Here is a 23,287-nt window from a genome sequence, read left to right on the forward strand (position 1 = left end):
AAACAATATAAGATGTTAATTAATATTATTAGGAGGTGTTATTCATTAGTAAGTTAGTTAATACAATAAGAATGATGATATTAATTCAAAGTAGAGGAAGAATGAAGTGTAAAGAGCTAGCAGAAGAATTGGAAGTAAGTGAAAGGCAAATAAAAAGTTATAAGGAATACTTAGAACAAGCAGGTATATTTATAAATTCAACACCTGGGATTTATGGTGGATATGAAATTGATAAATGTAATAGTATCTCACTAATTAAATTATTGGATAGTGAAGTTTCAATTCTAGACATGATAAATTCACAACTAGAGTACAATAATGATATTTACAAAAATGAATTTAATAGTATTGTAGAAAAAATAAAAGCAGTATTAAATACAGGAGAAAAAAGCGATACATATATGGATTATTTCACAGTACAAGCACAACGTAATTGTGATTATGAGTTTGAAAAAGAAAAATTCAGTGAAATAACAAGGGCATATACAACAAAACGCAAAATCAAGATAAAATATTATTCTTTGAATTCTGGAAATAGTGAAAGAGTTGTACATCCATATTGTTTGTTTAACTATAAATCAGATACATATATGGTAGCTTTTTGTGAAAAAAGACTTAAGTTTATAGATTTTAAATTATGTAGAATTAAAGAGTATACTGTTTTAGACGAGAAATATCTTGTAGATAGAAGTTTCAATTGGAACGAATATAGTAAGAATAGTATAGGTATTTATAAAGGAGAAGAAATTAATATAATTATGAAAATTAAGCATCCATTTTCAACAGTTGTAAGGGAAAAGGTATGGGTTAATAATCAACAAATTAGTGAGTATGATGAAGAATCTATATTATTTAAAGCTAAAATGAGAGGTTATGAGGAAATAAAAAGCTGGATTTTAAGTATGGGAGCTTATGTTGAAGTCATAGAACCTGAGAGGCTTAAGAATGATATATTATCTGAAATTGAAAAAATGAGAAAACTTTACTGATTTTTTTCAATCTCTTTATATTTAGACAGATATACTTTATAGTCTAGTGTTAATATATTAGTTAGGAGTGGAGATATTACTGATGGAAAGTTACATAAATATATTTCTGAAATAGAAAATATTATTGATAATAGTGAGGATTCAATCTATGTTTATGAGATAAAAAACCCTAATTCAATTAAAAAGAAATGTTATGGTATTGATAAGTATTCTGATGAAATATTTATATAAGTTTGCAGTGAGCGATATTTATGCTGAAATAGGTGTCAGCAGTTGAAATATAAGGGATTGAAGGTGGGTGATAAATGTTATCAATTGCGCTACTGCTCGCTCACTGCAAATTTTGATGTTTTTATTAAATTATAATTTCTTGAGAGCAGTATATTCAATTATATCTATTTTGAAGTTTTATATTAACTAAGTGGTATGTAAAGATTAAAATAAAAATAATTAAGATATAACACTTTAAAGTTTTATATTAACTAAATCATATCTAAATGAAGTAAACTTATACTATAAATAAAAATCAACATAAAAATGGAGTGAAATAAAATTTATGATAAGAAAATCAAATGACAAAGATATAAACAAAATCATGGAAATATGGAAAGAAAGCACAATCAAAGCACACAACTTTATAAATAAAGAATACTGGGAAAATAACTATAACACTGTCAAAAACGAATATATACCTATATCAGATACATTTGTATATGAGGATTGTCAAGAAATAAAAGGATTTATAAGCATAATAGATAAAAGCTTCATAGGAGCCTTATTTATAAATTCAAACTATCAAAACCTAGGTATAGGAAGTAAACTTTTAGACTATGCAACTAAAGAATACAAGAATCTAAGTCTAGCAGTATACAAAGACAATAAAAAGGCAGTTGTATTTTACAATAAAAAAGGATTTAATATAGTAAAAGAGCAAATAAATGAAGATTCAGGATTTAAAGAGTACATCATGGAATATAGTAAATAACATTAATATATTTATTATTCCAATAGGCATAATTTAAAGAATATTTTTTAGAGTTGTGAATTACATGTACTTAAGATATTAATAAACATAATGGCAGGGGGAAAAATAATGAATAAAAGAGCATTTATATATTACACTAGAATAAGAGGATAGCGCACAAATTGTGGCTATTTTACAATAGCTTATAACACATTTTATATAATCTAGAAAAGTTATCTTATGCAAGTAGCCATAATTTCGTGCTATTTAAATTAAATAGTGAATTTAAGGAGATTATGGGAATGAAACAGAATATAAGTAATGTAAATAAAAAAAATATTGGTAAACTAAAAAAGATAGAAACAACTAGATTACTACTTAATGAAAATATAGAAGTATTTAAATGCCCACTTTGCAAAAAAAATATGGTTACTGTTGATAAAAATAGTGTCAAATGTGTGAATAAACACTGCTTTGATATATCTAAAAAAGGATATGTTAATTTATTAAATAGAAATACAAAAACTATTTATAATAAAGAATTATTTGAGTCAAGACATGAAATATATAATTCTAATGTGTATGATTATTTAATAGAAGAAATAAAATCTATAATTAAAAATTACACTTTAAATAAGTATAGTAACTATGTATTAGATGCAGGTTGTGGTGAAGGATATTTCTTAAATAAATTATATGAAGATGAAGAGATTAATAATGGATGTAAATTAATTGGAATTGACATAGCTAAAGAAGGGATTTCTATTGCTACAAGAGGAGAAAATGAAATTATATGGTGTATTTCAGATTTAGCAAATCTGCCACTTCAAGATAGTAAGCTTGATATAATATTAAATGTACTTTCTCCTGCAAACTATAAGGAGTTTACAAGAGTTTTAAATAATGGTGGAATAGTAGTAAAGATTGTTCCAGAGTCAAATTATTTGAAAGAAATAAGAAAAAGTATACAGAAAAATGTAAAAAATAGTGATTATGATAATAAAAATATTGTAGATGTATTTAAGAAGCATCTTGATTTAATTTATGATAGTAGAATTAATTATAAGACCAATATCAATGTATTAAACTTAAGTAATTTAATTAAAATGACCCCTTTGACATCATCATTAGGTGAAAAAGAGATTTTAATGTTGTTAGAATCAGGTATATCTGATATAACAATCGATTTAAGAGTCATAGTTGGTGCTATAAAGAAATAAAAAGAATCCTTATAAGAGTTAGATAAAGTTTAATTATGGTTTTATAATAGAAAATTGCTATGAGGCCAGCTTAGTAAAGTTGGATTTCATAGCAATCTTAATTATCATAAAAATGTTTATTTTATATATTTTAAAAACTTATATAGTATCTAATAAAATATTCTTCTTATTTAAAACTATAAATTATTAAATCTTAAAATATTCTTTTTGAGACATGTTTATTTCAGAGTCACAATTTCCACAACAATAAGACGTTGAGATATCTTTAAATTCTTCGTTATTCTCATCAAACTCCATTTTTTTCTTTGCAAGAATACCAACCTTAGTTAAATTAGAACCACAATTATTACAGTTTTGGATTTTACATATACTATATAATTTGTCAGGTGTAATATTTTCTAATAGTTCTTCACAATTACAACATCTAATAGAAGCAATTTCACTAGATATTTCAATAGGTTCAGATTTATCAAAAGAGAATTTATATATTATGTCATTTGATACTTTATAACCAGTATCAAAAATATTCGAATTACAGTTTGGACACAAGTATTTTGGGATATATACATCTTTCTTTTCAAGAATATCACTACTAGTATGACAATCTAAATCATTTAAATCTGAACTTTTATCTATAGTTTTATACTTATTTAAATTTAGAAGATAATTATAAATTCTTTTATCTTCATTCTGTTTTGCTGTATTTAAAAGATGACTCATTATATTAGGATATTCTTTATTTTTTGATGGTGCATTCAAATCTATATAATTATTCTCAATAGCAAAGGATAATATATTAAAGTAATTATACTTAACTGCAAAAAATAATAACATTTCATCAAATACTTTATCTATTACTTTGTCAGAAATGCTTATCCAAAAATCTGGCGAATCTAAATAAACTTTCTTACTAAGTTCATCCAACTCTTCATCTATGTTATTTAAAGTATTTTCATTAATTTTCATATCATCACTTCCTTATTATTTTTATATAAAATAAAATCTCATATAAAAATATATCATATTATAATTTACAAGTATAGACAAAATAGGTTTGTTTCTAAATAAATTTTTCTAAATGACCATTAAAATATAAAGCATTAATCCACAGTTTACTTAAAAATGAAATGTAAACCTAAAATAGATTTCGAGTTGACAAAAAAACGTCTTTCTTTTATACTAAAACAAAGCTTTGATAGAAAACTTGTATATATACATATAAACTAAATTGAATAAGACATATGAAGGGAATTATAAAAATGAAAAATACTAAGGTAAATATTCAAGATTTAACTAAAATGTCAATATGTGTAGCATTGTTATGTATATCATCCTACATATATATACCATTGCCATTTACACCAGCAGGAGTAACAGCACAAACAATAATGATAAATTTAATAGCTTTGATTTTAACACCAAGACAAGCCTTTAGCACAGTTGGCGTATATATAATGATAGGTTTAATTGGAATACCAGTATTTGGTGGAGGAACATCTGGGATTGGAAAATTGTTAAGTCCAACAGGAGGTTTTTATTTTGGATTTTTGTTTGCAGCATTAATTATTAGTTTATTAAAAGGAAAAAATAATGATATTAAACGATATATACTAATAACAATTTTTATTGGTATGCCAATTATATATTTTATGGGAACAGTATTTATGTGTTATTTTAATCAAATGACAGTAGAAGCAGCACTTTTTGCAGCTGTTGTACCATTTTTAATTGGAGATACAATAAAAGCAGTTATTGCATCCTTTTTGGGTATTAAATTAAATAATGTACTAAAAAGAAATCTATTATAAGGAGAGATTATAATATATGGAAGAAGTTTTTATATTAGGAGGACTTAGAAGTCACATAGGTCTAAAAAATGGGATATTTCAATTTGTTCAACCTGAATCATTAGGCGCAAGTGTATTAAAACATCTAATTGAAAAATATGAAATTGATAAGATTGATGAGATTATATGTGGAAATGCAGTTGGAACAGGTGGTAATATAGCAAGATTAATGACTTTAACAGCAGGTGTGTCAAATGAAGTACCTGCTTTTACTGTAGATATGCAGTGTGCTTCTGCTATGATGAGCATAGACATAGCATTTTCAAAAATTAAATCTGGGCAGTGTGATTTAATTATTGCTGGTGGGTTTGAAAGTAGCTCTCTGCAACCAATGCGTACATACCATAAAAATGATAAACGATATGATATAAAGAATCCTAATTATATAGTTGCTCAATTTTCACCTGATGATAATAGTGAAAATAGCATGTTAGAAGGTGCAGAAAGAGTAGCAAAATTGTATCAGATTAAGAAAACAGAATTAGATTTTTGGGTGAAAGAAAGCCACAAAAGAGCAAAGAAGGCGAGAGAAGATAAAGTACTTGAGGATATCATATATCCTATAGATAATAATACTTATGACGAAGGTATACGAGACAAGATGAGCCAAAGATTATTAGACAGAGTTCCACCGATTTTGAGAAAAGAAACTATTACAAATGCAGCAAATTCATGTCTTATTAATGATGGAGCTTCATTTATTATATTGTGCTCTAAAAAATACATAGAAAATACAAAAAAGAAGCCTAAAGCAAAGATTGTCAATGCATGTACAATAGGAACAGATGCAAATTTAAGTCCAACATCTGCTATAAAGGCAATGGAAAAAATTTTAGAAATAGAAAAAATTAATTATCTAGATATATCTGCTGTTGAATTTAATGAAGCATTTGCAGTTATAGATGTACTATTTCAAAGAAAATATCCAGAATTGATTGATAGATACAATGTATTTGGTGGAGCTTTAGCATATGGCCATCCATATGGTGCTTCAGGTTCAATTATTGCATTACATCTTTTAAAAGCATTAGAAAAGACTAATGGTAGATATGGGATTTGCTCTATAGCTGCAGCTGGTGGATTGGGTTCAGCCTTATTAATTGAAAGGGTGTAGATTATGAACTACTATGAACTTCTAAAAATAAAAAGAGATAGTCATAAAAATAAAGATTTTTTAATTATAGATGGGGAAAAACATACTTATGAAAATATGTTAAGTTATAGTGAGGAGCTTGGAAAACAAATTTCTATAGGAGATAATACACCTATTTTAATATATTCTAAAAGTATAATGTTTCAGTTAGTGAGTTTTTTCGCAATTAATTATTCAAAAAATGTACCTATTATTTGTCATTATAATCTTTCTAAAAAAGTATTGAATGATATTCTAATAAAAAATAATATTTCAATAGTTATATCTGATGAGCCTATGGACAACATTAATTTATTTGATGATAATGAAAAAGTAAAGAAAACTAATTTTTCTATATTTAATCCTAAATTTAATATATATATGTATCAATATAATACTCCTATAAACTATATAGATAAAGATATTTGCATGGGTGTTTTGTCTTCAGGTTCTACAAGTGTTCCAAAAGTATTGTATAGAACATATGAGAGTTGGGTTGGATTCTTTCATATTCAAAATGATATTTTTAATATATCTAAGGAATCAATTTTATTTATTAATGGAACATTGAGTTTTACAGGAAATCTAAATTCTCTAATATCAGTATTATATGAAGGTGGAAGTGTTGTAATAAATTCAGGTATGAATTGTAAGGCATGGATAAAAGCAATAAAACAATATAATATAACGAATATATATCTCATACCTACAAAGCTACAACTCTTAGTCAAACATTTAAAAGAAGAGATACTCAATGTTGTAAGCATTTTCACTGGCTCTCAATTATTGTTTGAAAATACTGCAAAAAGTTTAAAGTATTATATGCCAAAATCTGAAATTATTTTATATTATGGAGCAAGTGAATTAAACTACATTACATATTTATGTTATGATGAATTGATTAAGAAACCTCTAAGTGTAGGAAGACCATTTCCCAAAATAGATGTATATGTTAAAGATGGAAAGATTTTTGTAAATACAAAATATGCAGTATATGATGCAACAAGACCTTATTCTGTTAATGATGTTGGATATTTTGATGATGATGGATATTTAATTTTTGAAGGAAGAAATGATGATATTGTAAATATTGGAGGATTTAAAGTTAGCTCTACTAAGGTTGAAAATGAAGTGAAAAAAATTCCTCAAATTGAGAACGCAGTTGTATTACCATATTCAGACTCCATAAGAGGGAGTCAAATTGCATTATTTGTAACAATTATAGATAAAATTACAAAGAAAGATTTATTAATTAAAATGAGAGAGAATCTAATAAAAAATGAAATACCAAGAAAAGTTATCTTTTTAAATTCATTTCCATATACCTCTTCTGAAAAGATAGATAGATTAGCATTATTAAAAATATTATAGATATAATATTTAGTAATTTTAGTGAACCAATATATTGATAAAAACATATTGTATATAGTAAAGGAGGCTTACAATATGTCAAATCAATACGATATAACTGTTATCGGGGGAGACCTGCGACAAGTGTACATGGTAAAAAAACTAATTAATAAAGGGTATTCTGTAGTCACTTATGGAATATCAAATGAAATAATAAATGGAATCGTTGGAAAAGCAACTTCACTAGCTGAGGCACTATCCAAAAGTTCCATTATTTTATGTCCAATTCCATTTACAAAGAATCAAGTTAACATTGAAAATACGGATGGTTGTCTAGATGCTACTATTGATAACTTGCTAATTAATTTATCTCCTAATCAAATATTATTTGGAGGTAACATACCAACTAAAGTTTGTAAATTTTGTGAGCAACACTCTATTCAGATTTATGATTTTATGAAAATGAATGATGTTGCTATTTTAAATGCAGTTGCTACAGCTGAAGGCGCTATAGCAGAAGCTATTAAAAGAAGTATAATTAATATACATCAAAGTAACTGCTTAGTATTAGGTTTTGGAAGATGTGCACAAATACTTGCAAAAAAATTATACTCTTTAGATGCAAATGTATGTGTTGGAGCAAGGAGTAATGATGCAAGAAGTACGGCTAATGCATTTGGATATTCTAGTATTTCTTTGAATCAACTTGATGAAAAACTTTTACAGTTTGATTATATTTTTAATACTATACCAGAATGTGTTTTAACAAAAGAAAGACTGGAAAAAGTATCACAAGAAGTAACTATTATTGATATAGCTTCTTCTCCTGGTGGAGTGGATTATTCTGTTACGAAAGATACAGGTATTAATGCGACTCTTTGTCCTGGGCTTCCTGGTAAATACTCACCAAAAACATCTGGTGAAATTCTTGTTAATGCTATAGAAAATATTATAAATGAAAGAAGGGATTAGAAATGAGACTTGAAGGACTTACAATTGGAGTAGGATTTACTGGTTCGTTTTGTACTTATGATAAAATATTTAGAGAGTTAGAGAATTTGGTTAAAGAGGGAGCAAATGTACACACTATATTTTCAGATGTATCACAAAATATTGATTGTAGATTTGGAAATTCTGAAGAGTTTATGAAAAAAGCATATGAACTTACAGGTAATAAGCCTATAGTTACAATTGAAGAGGCAGAGCCATTTGGACCTAAAGGGATTGCTGATATTATAATAATAGCACCTTGTACTGGAAATACTGCTGCAAAATTAGCTAATGGGATTACAGATTCACCAGTATTGATGGCAGCTAAAGGTCATCTTCGTAATGATAAACCATTAGTAATATCAATATCAACGAACGATGCTCTGAGTTTCAACTTCAAAAACATTGGTATTCTCCTTAATTCTAAAAATATATATTTTGTACCTTTTGGTCAAGATAATTGTAAAGCAAAGCCTAATTCTATGATTGCACATACTGAGTTAATAGTTCCAACTATAGAACTTGCTCTAGAGAATAAGCAATTGCAACCAGTTATAAAAAGTCCACATCAATAAATTAGTGATGCGATATATGTATTGTATGTAATATTAATAAAAGTCCAGCAATATTATTTGCTGGACTTTTATCTATAATATATTAAAAGTATTTACCTAATTTAATTTATAAACTGGAATTTATATTACTTTGCTTCTTTGAATATCAAGTTAACTGTACTTGATACAAAACAAGCAGACATAATTAAGATAAATACTGATAGTCCTCTAATAAACAAATTGTCCACATAATAGGTTACTACTGCAATACCTCCAAGAGCTAAAATTGTACTCATAATTAAAGATAAAATGCTAATTACTTTTAATTTTTTCATCCTTATTCCTCCTATGAACTCTAAGTTTATCTATATTGTATTAACTATATCTTATTTTATATCACATAAGAATTGTGAATGTATATGTTTAATTATACTATATTAAAAAATTCTCTGTATATATTTTTATTTATAAGAAAAATGTTGTGTTAAAATAATAACGTTATCATTAAGTTTTGAGATGGATTTTTCTATAATCTACATAAAAAATAAAGTGATATATGATGAAAATAAGTATTCTTAAAGTAGAGTATTAGTGGGACAAGTGAGATTATTTTAAATAAAAATAAAATGTTAAAAAAATAACTTGAAAATAGAAAAAGAAGGTGTTATACTGTTAATAAATTAACAGTTAAGTAAAAAATACTATTCTAGGAGGTTGTCAAAATGGCCAATAAAGAACAGGATATAATAGAAAATATAAAGGGAGATGAGGTTATGTCAATTAATGTAGGTGTTGTAAATAATGTTGAAACTTTAGTTAAAAAGTTAGCAAAAATTAGAGAGGCTCAAAAAATATTTGCCACATATACTCAAGAGCAAGTAGATAAGATTTTTTTAGCAGCATCTTTAGCAGCTAATAAGCAAAGAGTTCCTCTAGCTATAATGGCACAAAAAGAAACTGGTATGGGGATTGCAGAAGATAAAGTCATAAAGAATCATTATGCTTCAGAGTATATATATAATGCATATAAAGAAACTAGAACTTGTGGTGTAATAGAGAAAGATGAGGCATTTGGCATGACTAAAATTGCTGAACCAATAGGTGTTATTGCAGCTGTTGTACCTACAACTAATCCAACTTCTACTGCTATATTTAAAGCACTTTTGGCACTTAAGACTAGAAATGGGATAATTTTCTCTCCACATCCAAGAGCAAAGAATTCTACTATAGAAGCTGCAAAAGTAGTTCTTGAGGAAGCTGTTTTAGCTGGAGCTCCTGAAGGTATAATAGGATGGATAGACGAACCTTCTTTAGAATTAACTACAACTGTTATGAAAGAAGTGGATTTAACTCTTGCTACAGGGGGACCTGGAATGGTTAAATCAGCATATTCATCTGGGAAGCCAGCTATTGGAGTTGGAGCAGGTAATACACCAGCAATAATTGATGATAGTGCAGATATAAAAACTGCTGTAAATTCAATTCTTGTGTCTAAAACTTTTGACAATGGTATGATATGTGCTTCTGAACAATCAGTTATAGTATTAGAAAATGTATATAATGAAGTTAAAAAAGAATTTGAAGAGCGTGGCGCTTATTTATTAAATAAAGATGAAACAGAAAAAATGAGAAATGTAATTTTGATAAATGGAGGATTAAACTCTAAAATAGTTGGACAGACAGCTTGTACAATAGCAAAACTTGCAGGTTTTGAAGTTCCAGAAGATGCTAAAGTTTTAATAGGTGAAGTAGAGTCTGTTGAGTTAGAAGAGGCTTTTGCTCATGAGAAACTTTCACCAGTACTTGCAATGTATAGAGCAAATGATTTTGATGATGCAGTTAGAAAAGCAGAAAAATTAGTAGAAGATGGAGGATTTGGTCATACATCTTCACTATATATTGATGATGTAAATCAAAGGGAAAAACTTGATAAATTTACTTCTGCTATGAAAACTTGTAGGATTTTAATTAATACTCCTTCTTCTCAAGGTGGTATAGGTGACTTATATAATTTTAAACTAGCTCCTTCTCTTACTTTAGGATGTGGGTCTTGGGGTGGAAATTCAGTATCTGAAAATGTAGGAGTTAAGCACTTACTTAATATTAAGACAGTAGCTGAGAGGAGAGAAAATATGCTTTGGTTTAGAGCACCAGAAAAAGTTTATTTCAAAAAGGGTTGTTTAGGAGTTGCATTAAAAGAACTTAAAGATGTAATGAATAAAAAGAGAGCTTTTATTGTAACAGATACATTCCTTTACAATAATGGATATACTAAAGCAGTGACTGACTTATTAGATGAAATGAATATTAAACATACTACATTCTTTGAAGTAGAGCCAGACCCAACTTTGGAATGTGCCAAGATAGGTGCTAAAGCAATGAGAGAATTTAACCCAGATGTAATAATATCTATAGGTGGAGGAAGTGCAATGGATGCAGGAAAGATAATGTGGACATTGTATGAACATCCAGAAGTAGATTTCCAAGACCTAGCTATGAGATTTATGGATATAAGAAAAAGAGTATATACATTCCCTAAAATGGGTGAGAAGGCCAATTTCGTAGCAATACCAACATCAGCAGGTACTGGCTCAGAAGTAACACCATTCGCTGTTATAACTGACCAAGATACAGGGGTAAAATATCCACTAGCTGATTATGAGTTAATGCCAAATATGGCTATAGTTGACTCTGATATGATGATGAATATGCCAAAAAACTTAACTTCTGCTTCTGGTATAGATGCTTTGACTCATGCATTAGAAGCATATGTATCTATGCTTGCAACTGATTATACAAATGGTATTGCACTACAAGCTATTAAGAGTATATTTGAATATCTTCCACGTGCATATGATAATGGAGCAAAAGACCCAGAAGCTAGAGAAAAAATGGCAAATGCTTCAACAATGGCAGGTATGGCTTTTGCAAATGCATTTTTAGGGGTTTGTCACTCTATGGCTCATAAATTAGGTGCTTTCCATCATGTACCACATGGTGTTGCAAATGCTCTTTTAATAACAGAGGTTATGAAATTTAATTCTTCAGATGCACCAAAGAAAATGGGAGCATTTTCTCAATATAAATACCCAGAGGCGTTGAAAAGATATGCTGAAATAGCTTCATTCTTAGGTTTAAAAGGAAATTCTGATGAAGAGAAATTCAAAAGCTTACTAATAGCTATTGAAGAATTAAAATCTAAAGTTGGTATTCCTAAAACTATAAGAGACTTTGGTGTTGAAGAATCTAAGTTTATGGATTCAATAGATGAAATGGTAATTCAAGCATTTGATGACCAGTGTACAGGAGCAAATCCAAGATATCCTCTTATGAATGAAATAAAAAATATGTATTTAAATTCATATTATGGAAGATAAATTAATAAAAAATAGATAAAATAAAGTCCCTTATGCATAAGATAAAAATTTACTGTATAAGGGATTTTTATTTTAAAAAATGAATAGTTTTTATTCTTTAATTCAAAATTTAATTAAATAGTGTTATTATAATAATTAAGGATGTTTTATATAATAATTATATTGGTTTTAGACATTATATTTGGGTATATGTGTATATAACATAAATGATAAATTTGTATTAAAAAGATATGTTAGCTATATAAGGTATTGACTAATTAGGGGAGGAGTCAAATGACAAAAAGGAATAAGAATATTACATTAATTATAATTCTTTTATTGACCTCAATATTTCTGATAATGGGGTATCTATATATAGAAGATACAAAAAATCTTCTTATATCAGAGGCAGAGGTACATATAAAAGAAGTTGCAACACAAGGTTCTCAATTAGCGCAAAAACAAATTGAAAAAGATTTAGATGTTTTAAATATTTTTTCAAATTATTATACTTCAAATCCAGACATATCTAATGAAGAAAAAATGAAAAAACTTTTAGAGGAAATGGAAAATCAAAAATTTTATACTATGGCAATTGTTGACATGGAGGGTAATGCAGAAAATACTAAGGGTAATAAGTTTTCAGTTAAGGATAGAGAATTTTTTAAAAATTCAATCAAAGGTAAGGAATACGTTTCAAGCCCATATGTTGATGAAGTAGATAAATCTGTAAAAAAAGTTACTATCTCAGTACCAATATTAAATAATAATAAAGTGGTTGGAGTTTTATATTGTACTTATGATGTTAATACTCTAATGAAACTTATAAATGTATCTTTTTATGAAAATAACAGTATATCTTACGTTGTAAAAAATGATGGTACAGTCATACTTCATCCTCGACAAGATAGACTATCAGAAAATATTTATAAATTGTTAAAACAGGATAATGATATTAAAGATGTAAATAAGTTAAAAAAAGAGTTACAAGAAAACCAAACAGGTGCGACAATCTTGGAGATGTCAGGAGAAAAAAGATACCTAGGATATGCCACTATGGATAATGGAAATGAGAAAAATAACTATATAAAGGATTGGAATTTGATTTTTTCAGTTCCAGAAAGTGTTATATTTAAGAATTCAGAGCAGATTATCAAGAGAGCTTTATATGCAGTGTTATTAATTATATTTATATTTATTACAATAATTTTCTACATAATGTACATAAAAAATTCTAATGAAAAAGAAGTCTTGAGTTTGGCCTATGAAGATAAGATTACTCATATAGGAAATCAAAACAAGTTTTATAAGGAGTGTAGTAGATATCTTTTAAATAAACCATCTTTAAATTATATTATAGTATATTTTGACATTAACAATTTTAAGATGATTAATGATACTTTTGGATATGGATTTGGTGATAATCTGTTAATTACAATAGCAAAAGCTTTAAAAGAAGAACTAACAGAAGGTGAAATATATGCAAGACTTTCAAGTGATTATTTTTCAATTTTCTGTGATTATAAAAAAGGAAGAGATAAAGTTATAAGAAAACTTGATAATATACGAGATAATATTGAAAGAAATCTAAATACCGTATTTGAGATTTCTCTGTGTGTAGGGATTTACTTTGTAGAAGAAGAAGAAGTAGATATTCAAAAGGCTGTAAATAAGGCAAATATGGCTAGGTCTGTTGCCAAAGGTAAAAATGTAAATTATGCTATTTACAATGAGGATGTTAGAAATAAGCTTAGTGAAGAATCAATTATTTTAGATGACATAAAAACAGCCCTAGTAAAAAATCAATTTGAAGTATATTATCAACCTAAGTTTTCACTTGTAAATGGTGAAATGATAGGAAGTGAGGCACTAATAAGATGGAATCATCCAGAATATGGATTTATAAGCCCAGCAATATTTATACCTATAGCAGAGAAAAGTCAATTGATTTTAAAAATTGGAAGGTTTGTGTTTGAAAGAGTATGCATAGACCTATCTGACTGGAAGAAAAAAGGTAAAAATATAGTTCCAGTTTCAGTAAATTTATCTAGAGTTGAGTTATACCAACCAGATATAGTGAAATTCATTAATGATACTATACAAAAGTATAATATAAATTCAGATTTAATTGAATTGGAGATAACAGAAACTGTAGCTATGAATGAATTAAATATTTTAAAGAATGTCTTAAATGAGTTAAGAAAGTATGGATTTTTTATTTCTATGGATGACTTTGGGACAGGCTATTCTTCTATCAGCTGTTTAAGGGATATGCCAATTGATGTACTTAAATTAGATAGATCTTTTCTTGATGGTATTGAAAATGATAAGAGAAGCCGTAATATAGCAAAATCTATAGTATCTCTAGCTAAATCACTAGACTTAATTGTAATTATAGAGGGTGTTGAGACTAAGGAACAAGCTGAATTAATGAAGCAATTTGGATGTGATTTAGTTCAAGGATTTTATTTTGCAAGACCAATGCCAGGTATAAATTTTATAAATTTACTAAAAGATTAGGATTTAATCTTTATATAAAGCACTAGTTATAAATACTTGAGTTTAATAAATTCTTGTTAAATAATTAGTGTTTTTTTGATTTTTAGTCATATATTGACTGTATGTAAAGGAAAAATAATCGCCTTTTACAAAAATTGTATTAAAAATAAATTATTTTGTTAATAAACATGTCATTAACAAAGGAATAGTACTATAATGTATAGATGATAAAAACTTTAATAAAAATTTAGTGTATAGGAGTTGTTTGAGTATGATAGATGTAAGTATTGATAAAAAACTTAAGGAAAGATGGCCTAATGCTAAGTTAGGATGTATCCAAGCAAAAGTAGCAGTAAGTAAGAGCTCAGAAAAATTGATTAGTGAGATAAACGCATTTTGTGATATTTTAAATCAAAGTCTAAAAGTTGAAGATATTACAAAATTGGATAAGATTAAAGATGCAAGAAACGCTTATAAAGAGCTTGGTAAAAATCCAAGTAGATATAGAACATCCTCAGAAGCATTAGTTAGAAGAATTATTCAAGGGAAAGGTCTTTACACAATAAATAATATAGTTGAAATAAATAATCTAATATCAATAAAATCATTGTATCCAGTAGGTACATATAATGTAAGTAAATTACATTCACCAGTATGCTTTACTGTAGGAGATGAAGGAGAGCAGTATAAAGGTATTGGAAAGGAATTGATAAATATAGAAAATCTTCCGATATTATCTGATTCACTAGGTAAATTTGGAAGTCCAACTAGTGACTCTGAGAGAGCAATGATAACAGAGGATGCAAATGAAATATTGATTTGTATATTTTCTTTTAGCCAAGAATCTGATATTGAAGAATATTTTGACTATGCTAAGGAATTACTTAAAGAATATGCAGATGGAAAAGATATAGAAACTAAAATAATTAAATAGAATGTATATAACAACGTTATGTTAGATTGAAATATAGTATTTAAAAAATAAGTAGTTATTAGTTACAAAAACAGATAGATATCCCCATGATTCTTAAAAGTATGGTAATATATTAATATAGTAGAGCCTATATTTAAGGGATTTTGAAAGTAGGTATTTACAATAACTATTTTATTTAAAACATAAAATAGTATTATGAAAATAACTCTATATTTAAAAATGTAAATAATACTACAGTAATTTGGGTATATAAAATAAGGCAAATATGATTTTGTTTAAAAAGCAATAAAGTACATAGGTAATTATAATGTAAGGAAGGATTTAATTATGATTGATGGAAAAGAGGTAAAACAAGAAAGTGCGCAAAAAAATCTGAAGTTTAAGATAGGTATAGTAGTAGCTGTTTTAGTAGTAGCTTATATAGGAATGGCAATCTTCTTTAGAAGTCATTTTTATTTTGGGACAACTATTAATGGAGTTAAAGCTTCAGGAAAAACAGTTGAGCAAGTAAATGATTTATTAGCATCAAGTACTAGTTCTTATACCTTAAATTTAGAGGAAAGAGATAGTAAGAAAGAGCAAATAAAAGCAAAAGATATTGATTTAAAGTTTACATCAGATGATAAAGTCCAAAAGATAAAAGATAGCCAGAGTGCATTTGGATGGATTGTTGGGATATTTAAATCTAAAGAGTATAATAATATGGTAACTCTTTCATATAATAAAGATTTACTAGAAAAGAAATTTAATGCTCTAGCTTGCTTTGATAGTAAAAAAGTTGTAGAACCTAAGAGTGCTTACCCTAAGTATGATAGTACTAAAAATGCTTATACTATAGTTCCAGAGGTACTTGGAAACAAGGTAAAAAAAGATGACTTTTATAAGTTAGTACAAAAATCAATTAATTCTGGAGAGACTTCTATTTCTTTAGACGAAAATAAGGTGTATGAAGCACCAAACAATACAAAGGATTCAGAAAAATTGAAAGAAGCTATTAAGACATTAGATAAGTATGTCGGTGTAGTTGTTACATATGATTTTAGTGACCGTAAGGAAACTTTAGATGGTGTTGAGATTAATAAATGGTTAAAGGTAGACTCAGAAAAGAATTATGAGATAAGCTTTGATAATGCTGCTATGGTTGAATATGCAAGAGGTCTAAGCAAAAAATATAGTACTTTTGGAGATTCAAGACCATTTAAAACTGCAACAGGTAAAGACATTACAATTTCAGGTGGAATTTATGGTTGGTTGATAGACAAAAACAAAGAAGCTGAAGCATTGGTTGATGTTGTAAAAGCTGGTAAAAATGTTACAAGAGAACCTATTTACATACAAAAAGCTGTATCTCGTAATAAAGATGATATTGGAAATACATATGTAGAGATTAGTCTTTCTAACCAACATATGTGGTTCTTTAAAAATGGAGAGATGCTTGTATCAACAGATGTTGTAACAGGGGATTTAGGTAGAGGATTTGCCACACCATCAGGTATATACCCTCTTAATTATAAGGCTAGAAATGTTTCATTAACTGGGCAAGGTTACAGTTCACCTGTAAGCTATTGGCTTCCATTCAATGGAAATATAGGAATTCATGATGCTACTTGGAGAAGTTCTTTTGGTGGAGGTATATATAGATCTTCAGGTTCGCATGGATGTGTAAATACGCCTTTTTCTAAAGCAAAGAAGATATATGAAAATATAGAGCCAGGTACACCAATTATTTTATATTAGTGAATATATAGGATTATATGCATTAAGTGAAGTCATCTTAGTTTTTTAAGATGGCTTCATTTTTATATAGAGGTTATTAAAAGGAGGAATATATAATGAATGAAAAGTTAATTAGGATTTTAGAAGAAGCTAGGAAAGATGAGAAGTTCAAAATAGAGCTTATAAAAACAAGAGAACAACGTGATGTTATGGATTCGTTTTGCAAAGTTGTTACATCTAGAGGTTACAATATAACAGTAGGGGAACTTTTTTCTATAGGAGAAGAATATACATCAAATCTATTGAAAAGTGTAAATGGAGGAGCAGCATATCCTATTGAAGATTGGAGTGATTGGTACGAGGATTTTTTTATAATGTTGTCGAATATATAAAATAACTGTATATATTATCAATTTTAAATTAATATAACTAGTTAAAATAAAAATATCAAATATAAGTGTAAATTTTATCAATCTTAGAAAATATTAATTTATATCTAAGTAAATACAAAAAATTAAATTAAAAATAAGGTGACAAAAATCGATATAGCTCAATGATTTATAAAACTTAGATGAAATAGTGTGAGATATTTCTAAAAATTCAAAAAAAACAATTAGTTTCAATACTATAAGTGTTGAAAAAACTGATAAAAATATTTTATATGTAATAAATAAAATTATATATAGAAAAATATTGAAATAAAAATTAAAAATGTCGATAAAACGTTAATTTTAAAACAGAATAACGCTATTGACAAACCATATCGCTTTAAATTATAATTATTGAAAATAATGGTATTAAAAAATCATACTCATGTCATAGTCTAAAAGTAAGTCAAAAAAGGATGTAAATCTAAGTAAATGCTACTCTAAAATATGTTTTATTAAGAGATAAACGTTAAAAAATATTAATTATTATATAAAAATGCTGTTTATACTTTAACAATGAGGTAGTAATCTAATTAGAATAAAAAAATCTAATTGGTTATATACATAGTAAAAAGGTAAGAGAGGTGATTTGGATGGCTTTTGAAATAATAAAAAGCATTGTTGAGGCAGAGCAGACAGCAGACAGTATCAAAGTAAAAGCTGTTACTGATGCAGAGTCTATCAGAGCTGATGCTGTAAACAAATGTGAAAGCATCTTTGCTGATGTAAAAAAGCAAGCAAAGCTTATGGAAGAAACTCTTATTGAGAAGGCAGTCACCGACAGTAAGGTGGAGGTTGATAAAATCTTAGCTAATGCTAAAAGTGAATGTCTGAAAATTGAAAAAACTGCTAAAGAAAGAAAAAGTAAGGCGATTGAAGCGGTTATTGGAAAGGTAGTGAGATAATATGGCAATAGTTAATATGAACAAAATATCTATTGTTGGCTTAGAAGCTCAAAAAAGCCAGATTTTAAAGCTACTTATGAACCGTGGGTTTGTTCAGATTGATGATAGTGCCTTTCTTACTGAGGAGGAGGAGTTAAAAAATTATCTTGTAAAAGATAGTGAAGAATCAGAAGTTATAATGTTAGAGCAAAAGATGTCTCATGTAAATCAAGCAATTAACATTGTTTCTTCACTAGTGAAACAAAAGAAAGCCATGTTTGCACCAAAAAGAGAGTTTAACAGAATTGATAGCGAAAAAGAAGAACAAATTTACGCTGAAGCTTTAGAGTTAAACACTCTACATAAGGAGATAGGTACAATAAGGACTAACATAAATCTATTGAATAACAATAAAAATATGTTAGAACCATGGGTGAATTTTGATATTCCTCTTGAAAATATGGAAACTAAGTATACAAAAACTATACTTGGGACTTTGCCTACAAGTGCAAATGTTGATGCCTTAAGAGTAAAATTAGAAGATGAAATACCAGAAAGTGTTCTTGGAATTATTAATTCCGACAAGTTAATGAACTATGTTTATTTAATTACTTTGAAAGAAACTTTTGATAATGCTTTAGAGGTTCTAAAAGAATTTAATTTTTCAGTAGTTGCATTGCCAAATGAAGAAGGTACACCATCACAAGCTATTAAGAAATATAATGAAATGATAATTAGACAGGAAAACGTTTCTAAGAATAAGACAGAAGAAATTAAAAGCCATGCAGATAATATGCACATGCTTGAAAATCTATATGATTTTTACACTATAGAAAGAGACCAAAAAAAGATTATAGAGAGGCTTGTCAAAACAAAAACAACATTCTGCCTTAACGGTTGGCTACCAAGCAAAAGAGCAGATGAGCTAATTAAAGAAATTACAGAAAAGTTTGACTGTTGTGTTCAAACAGAGGAAGGAGATAAAGAAGAAGGTTTCCCAATTCTGCTTGAAAACAATAAAGTTGTAACACCTTTTGAAAGTGTAACAAATATGTACAGCTGTCCAAGCACAAAAGATATTGACCCAAATACAATTATGACTTTCTTTTATGTTGTATTCTTTGGAATGATGCTAAGTGATGCTGCATATGGGATGATAATTGCACTAGCATGTGGATTTATTGTATACAAATCAAAAATGCAAAAAGGTGAAGGAAATTTAATTAAACTTATTGGTATTTGTGGAGTTTCAACTACTATATGGGGTCTTATATTCGGGGGTATTTTGGGGGATTTAATTCCTATAAAAGCTCTAATCAATCCTTTAGAGGATGTTATGGTACTTATGGGAATGTCATTACTGTTCGGTATTATCCATATATATGTAGGTTTGGGAATTAAAGCATATACATTAATAAGAGATGGCAAGGTAATAGATGCAATTTTTGATATAGGTTTTTGGTATTTATGTATAACAGGGGTATGTCTACTTATAATACCTTTTGTTGCAGGCGATATAGGTGTATTTTCTGAAGTAGGAAAATATTTGGCAATTATAGGTGCTTTAGGTCTTGTCCTTACTCAAGGAAGAAGCTTTAAAGGTGTTCCTGTTAAGCTTTTCAAAGGATTCTCAAGCCTTTATGGTATAACAAGTTATTTTGCTGATATATTATCTTATACAAGAATTATGGCACTTTGTCTAACAACAGGAGTTATAGGGCAGGTTATCAATCTTTTAGGGGCTATAGCTGGTCCAATATTTGCAGTTGTAATTGGCGTTGTAGGACACACAATAAACCTTCTTATAAATGCACTAGGTGCATATGTTCATACAAGTAGGTTACAGTATGTAGAATTTTTCAACAAGTTTTATGAAGGCGGAGGAGTTCCTTTTGTTCCGTTTAAGTATAAAACAAAATATACAAGCATTAATAAAAAGGAGATGTAAATATGGAATTTTTAAACGCGTTAGGAAATGGTCAATTTTTGGCAATATCAGGAGCTGCTATAGCAGCATTATTTGCAGGTATGGGTTCTGCTAAAGGTACTTCAATAGCAGGTCAAGCCGCAGCAGGTGTTGTAACAGAAGACCCTAGTAAATTTGGTCAACTTCTAGTTTTACAACTTCTTCCTGGTACACAAGGTCTATATGGATTTATCATAGCTTTCCTTATTTTATCAAAAGCAGGGATTATTGGGGGAGATGCAATACCAACATCAGCTCAAGGTTTACAACTTCTTATGGCAGGACTTCCAATTGGTTTAGTTGGTTTGGTGTCAGGTATCGCACAAGGTAAGGCAGCAGCAGCAGGGGTTGGAATAGTTGCTAAAAGACCTGAGGAACTTGGTAAGGCTATAACATTTGCAGCGATAGTTGAAACATATGCTCTTTTAGGACTACTTGTTTCTTTCTTAGCTTACAATGGAATTGCAGTTGGTTAATTATAGATTATAATTCATAAGTAAAAAAAATGAAAAGGAGGAAGCACTCCTATGGGTAATGAACAAAAAATGATTGACAGAATTATAGCTGATGCCAAACAAGAAGCACAAGAAATATTGGATAAAGCTAAGAGTGAGGCAGATTCAAAAATAAATTCAGCTACTGAAAAAGCTGAAAAGGAAATGGCTTCCTATACAAAGCTTGCAGAGGCAGAAGCAGAAAAAGCAGCTTCTAAGGAAATATCAGGAGCTTATATGGAGGCTAAGAAACAAATATTATCAAAAAAACAAGAGATTTTAGAAGAAGTAATCTTAGAAGCTAAAAATAAACTTTTAAATCTTAAAGATAGTGAATATGAAGAGATTATATTAAATATGATTGAAAAATCAAACTGTACAGAAGATTCACAGATAGTATTATCTAAAAAAGATAAAAAAGCATTGAAAGATGTGTTATCAAAAAAAGGCATTAAAGTATCTGATGAAATCAGAGATATTACTGGAGGCTTTATAGTTAAAAAAGGCGACATTGAGTATAATTATTCATTTGAAGCCATAATTGCAGTAGAATATGAAGATATTGAGCAAATTGCAGCAGAAATTTTGTTTAATTAAGGAGGGGTTAAAAAATGGCAGAAGAAAAAACTTATCCCTATGCCGTGGCACGAATAAGAGTGCTTGAAAAACAGCTTCTTAACAGACAAATGTTTATTCAAATGGCAGAAGCCAAAAGCCCTGAAGATTCTTTAAGAATTATAGCTGAAGCAGGTTATGTGGATACATCGAATAATAATATCCATAATTTTGAGAATATTTTGACTCAAGAATTATCAAAGACATATGAAATTCTTAAAGGTCTAGCTCCTGAAGAAAAATTTGTTGATGTATTTCTTTATAAAAATGACTATCACAACTTAAAAGTGCTGATTAAAGAAGAAATTTCTGGTGTAGATGGTGAAAAATATTTGATTGATGGAGGTACAATTCCTCTTATTAAGCTTAGAGAATCTTTAGCAAATCGTAATTTTAGTGATTTACCTAATATAATGGCAGCAGCCATAGTAGAGGCATTTGATGTTTATAGTAAGACACAAAATGGTCAGATGGTCGATATTGCTTTAGATAAAGCGACTTTTTCTAGTATGAAAGAGACTGCTAAAGAAAGTCAAAACAAATTTGTAATAGATTATGTTATGAAAGTTTGTGATTTAACAAATCTAAAAAGTTTTATAAGAGTTAAAAATATGAAGAAAGATTTTCACATGTTTATGAATGTGTTTGTTTCAGGTGGCTCACTTGATAAGGAAAAATTCTTAGAAGCTTTTTCTTCAGACACTCCAGCATCATGTTTTAAATCTACTTCTTACTCTGATATCTGTAAAAATGGTATGAGTAATGGATTCACTGTATTTGAAAAACTTTGTGATGACTATCTTATGGAATATGTTAGAGAAGCAAAATTTAAACCTCTTACATTAGAGCCATTAATTGCTTATTTATATGCTAAAGAATCAGAGATAAAAACAATAAGAATTATTTTGACTAGTAAGCTTAATAATATAGACGCAGATACTATAAAAGAAAGGCTAAGGGATGCTTATGTATAAGGTAGGAGTAGTTGGAGATAAAGATAGCATCATGGGATTTTTAGCTCTTGGAATAGATATCTTCCCAGCCTATGATAGTGACGAAATTAAAAAAAGTATACATAAGTTGGTTGAAGATGAGTATGCGATAATTTATATTACAGAACAGGCATCATTGCTTGCAAAAGAATCAATAGCAAAATACAAGGACTACCAACTTCCTGCTATTATAGTTATTCCAGGTATTGGAGGAAGTATGGGATTAGGTATGAATGAAGTAAGAGAATCTAGTAAACGTGCTATAGGTGCAGATATATTATTTAAAGAATAAATGGAAGTTGAATAAAAGACAATCTCAAATTTTATTAGTGCTAAAAGTACGTATTGATAAAATAT

General features: G+C 28.2%; 21 protein-coding genes. 19 read left to right on the top strand and 2 right to left on the bottom strand.

From position 1 onward, the window contains the following. Nucleotides 1-71 precede the first annotated feature (71 nt). From Q3304_RS02755 to Q3304_RS02765, 3 genes are all read left to right on the top strand, one after another. A complete protein-coding gene (locus Q3304_RS02755; protein ID WP_407814276.1) occupies nt 72-989 on the top strand; it encodes a helix-turn-helix transcriptional regulator in 918 nt (305 codons plus the stop codon). A 556-nt stretch (nt 990-1,545) separates the two neighbouring features. Then, entirely contained in the window at nt 1,546-1,974 is a 429-nt protein-coding gene (locus tag Q3304_RS02760) for an N-acetyltransferase (protein WP_407814277.1), read from the top strand. A gap of 281 nt (nt 1,975-2,255) precedes the next feature. Then, nucleotides 2,256-3,173 (top strand): putative RNA methyltransferase, encoded by a 918-nt coding sequence (locus Q3304_RS02765; protein ID WP_407814278.1) that lies wholly within the window; start codon nt 2,256-2,258, stop codon nt 3,171-3,173. 186 nt (nt 3,174-3,359) lie between these two features. On the opposite strand, the gene Q3304_RS02770 is transcribed toward Q3304_RS02765, so the two are convergent. Next, nucleotides 3,360-4,139, bottom strand: coding sequence for a hypothetical protein (locus Q3304_RS02770; RefSeq protein ID WP_407814279.1), 780 nt, complete (start codon nt 4,137-4,139; stop codon nt 3,360-3,362). Nucleotides 4,140-4,432: 293 nt separating this feature from the next. On the opposite strand from Q3304_RS02770, the gene Q3304_RS02775 reads away from it, so the two are divergent. From Q3304_RS02775 to Q3304_RS02795, 5 genes are all read left to right on the top strand, one after another. Continuing rightward, complete coding sequence (locus tag Q3304_RS02775; RefSeq protein WP_054271498.1) at nt 4,433-4,981, top strand: biotin transporter BioY; 549 nt, start codon at nt 4,433-4,435, stop codon at nt 4,979-4,981. Between the two features lie 16 nt (nt 4,982-4,997). Continuing rightward, nucleotides 4,998-6,134, top strand: coding sequence for a thiolase family protein (locus tag Q3304_RS02780; RefSeq protein ID WP_407814280.1), 1,137 nt, complete (start codon nt 4,998-5,000; stop codon nt 6,132-6,134). A gap of 3 nt (nt 6,135-6,137) precedes the next feature. Then, on the top strand, nt 6,138-7,523 hold the full coding sequence (locus Q3304_RS02785; RefSeq protein ID WP_407814281.1) for an AMP-binding protein: 1,386 nt from the start codon (nt 6,138-6,140) through the stop codon (nt 7,521-7,523). Between the two features lie 75 nt (nt 7,524-7,598). Next, entirely contained in the window at nt 7,599-8,474 is an 876-nt protein-coding gene (gene dpsA, locus Q3304_RS02790) for a dipicolinate synthase subunit DpsA (RefSeq protein ID WP_054271495.1), read from the top strand. Nucleotides 8,475-8,476: 2 nt separating this feature from the next. Beyond that, nucleotides 8,477-9,067: a dipicolinate synthase subunit B gene (locus Q3304_RS02795; RefSeq protein ID WP_407814282.1), complete on the top strand. Its 591-nt coding sequence runs from the start codon at nt 8,477-8,479 to the stop codon at nt 9,065-9,067. 125 nt (nt 9,068-9,192) lie between these two features. Here the strand turns inward: Q3304_RS02795 and Q3304_RS02800 are convergent, their stop codons facing one another. Next, nucleotides 9,193-9,381 carry a hypothetical protein gene (locus tag Q3304_RS02800; protein ID WP_074179836.1) on the bottom strand — a complete coding sequence of 63 codons (189 nt, stop codon included), beginning with the start codon at nt 9,379-9,381 and terminating at the stop codon, nt 9,193-9,195. Between the two features lie 387 nt (nt 9,382-9,768). Here Q3304_RS02800 and adhE point away from each other — a divergent pair, with 387 nt between their 5' ends. The 11 genes from adhE to Q3304_RS02855 all read left to right on the top strand — a co-directional run bounded on the left by adhE (nt 9,769) and on the right by Q3304_RS02855 (nt 23,222). Then, the gene (adhE, locus tag Q3304_RS02805; RefSeq protein WP_407814283.1) at nt 9,769-12,423 is read left to right on the top strand and encodes a bifunctional acetaldehyde-CoA/alcohol dehydrogenase; all 2,655 of its coding nucleotides are present in this window, start codon (nt 9,769-9,771) and stop codon (nt 12,421-12,423) included. Between the two features lie 273 nt (nt 12,424-12,696). Next, entirely contained in the window at nt 12,697-14,922 is a 2,226-nt protein-coding gene (locus Q3304_RS02810; RefSeq protein ID WP_407814284.1) for an EAL domain-containing protein, read from the top strand. A gap of 250 nt (nt 14,923-15,172) precedes the next feature. After that, on the top strand, nt 15,173-15,835 hold the full coding sequence (locus Q3304_RS02815; RefSeq protein ID WP_054271491.1) for a B3/4 domain-containing protein: 663 nt from the start codon (nt 15,173-15,175) through the stop codon (nt 15,833-15,835). Between the two features lie 327 nt (nt 15,836-16,162). Then, the gene (locus tag Q3304_RS02820; protein WP_407814285.1) at nt 16,163-17,572 is read left to right on the top strand and encodes a L,D-transpeptidase family protein; all 1,410 of its coding nucleotides are present in this window, start codon (nt 16,163-16,165) and stop codon (nt 17,570-17,572) included. Nucleotides 17,573-17,667: 95 nt separating this feature from the next. Beyond that, nucleotides 17,668-17,943: a hypothetical protein gene (locus Q3304_RS02825; RefSeq protein ID WP_054271489.1), complete on the top strand. Its 276-nt coding sequence runs from the start codon at nt 17,668-17,670 to the stop codon at nt 17,941-17,943. Between the two features lie 629 nt (nt 17,944-18,572). Next, nucleotides 18,573-18,884, top strand: a complete 312-nt coding sequence (locus Q3304_RS02830) for a hypothetical protein (protein ID WP_054271488.1) — start codon at nt 18,573-18,575, stop codon at nt 18,882-18,884. A gap of 1 nt (nt 18,885) precedes the next feature. Next, on the top strand, nt 18,886-20,811 hold the full coding sequence (locus tag Q3304_RS02835) for a V-type ATP synthase subunit I (protein WP_407814286.1): 1,926 nt from the start codon (nt 18,886-18,888) through the stop codon (nt 20,809-20,811). 2 nt (nt 20,812-20,813) lie between these two features. Then, a complete protein-coding gene (locus Q3304_RS02840) occupies nt 20,814-21,305 on the top strand; it encodes a V-type ATP synthase subunit K (protein ID WP_021385913.1) in 492 nt (163 codons plus the stop codon). A 51-nt stretch (nt 21,306-21,356) separates the two neighbouring features. Continuing rightward, the gene (locus Q3304_RS02845) at nt 21,357-21,920 is read left to right on the top strand and encodes a V-type ATP synthase subunit E (RefSeq protein WP_407814287.1); all 564 of its coding nucleotides are present in this window, start codon (nt 21,357-21,359) and stop codon (nt 21,918-21,920) included. A gap of 14 nt (nt 21,921-21,934) precedes the next feature. Then, nucleotides 21,935-22,912: a V-type ATP synthase subunit C gene (locus Q3304_RS02850; RefSeq protein ID WP_054271485.1), complete on the top strand. Its 978-nt coding sequence runs from the start codon at nt 21,935-21,937 to the stop codon at nt 22,910-22,912. Further along, nucleotides 22,905-23,222: a V-type ATP synthase subunit F gene (locus Q3304_RS02855; RefSeq protein ID WP_009893746.1), complete on the top strand. Its 318-nt coding sequence runs from the start codon at nt 22,905-22,907 to the stop codon at nt 23,220-23,222. Before Q3304_RS02850 ends, Q3304_RS02855 begins: the two co-directional genes overlap by 8 nt. Nucleotides 23,223-23,287: the final 65 nt, after the last annotated feature.

Source organism: Clostridioides sp. GD02377 (assembly GCF_045899875.1).
GTDB classification, from domain to species: domain Bacteria; phylum Bacillota; class Clostridia; order Peptostreptococcales; family Peptostreptococcaceae; genus Clostridioides; species Clostridioides difficile_A.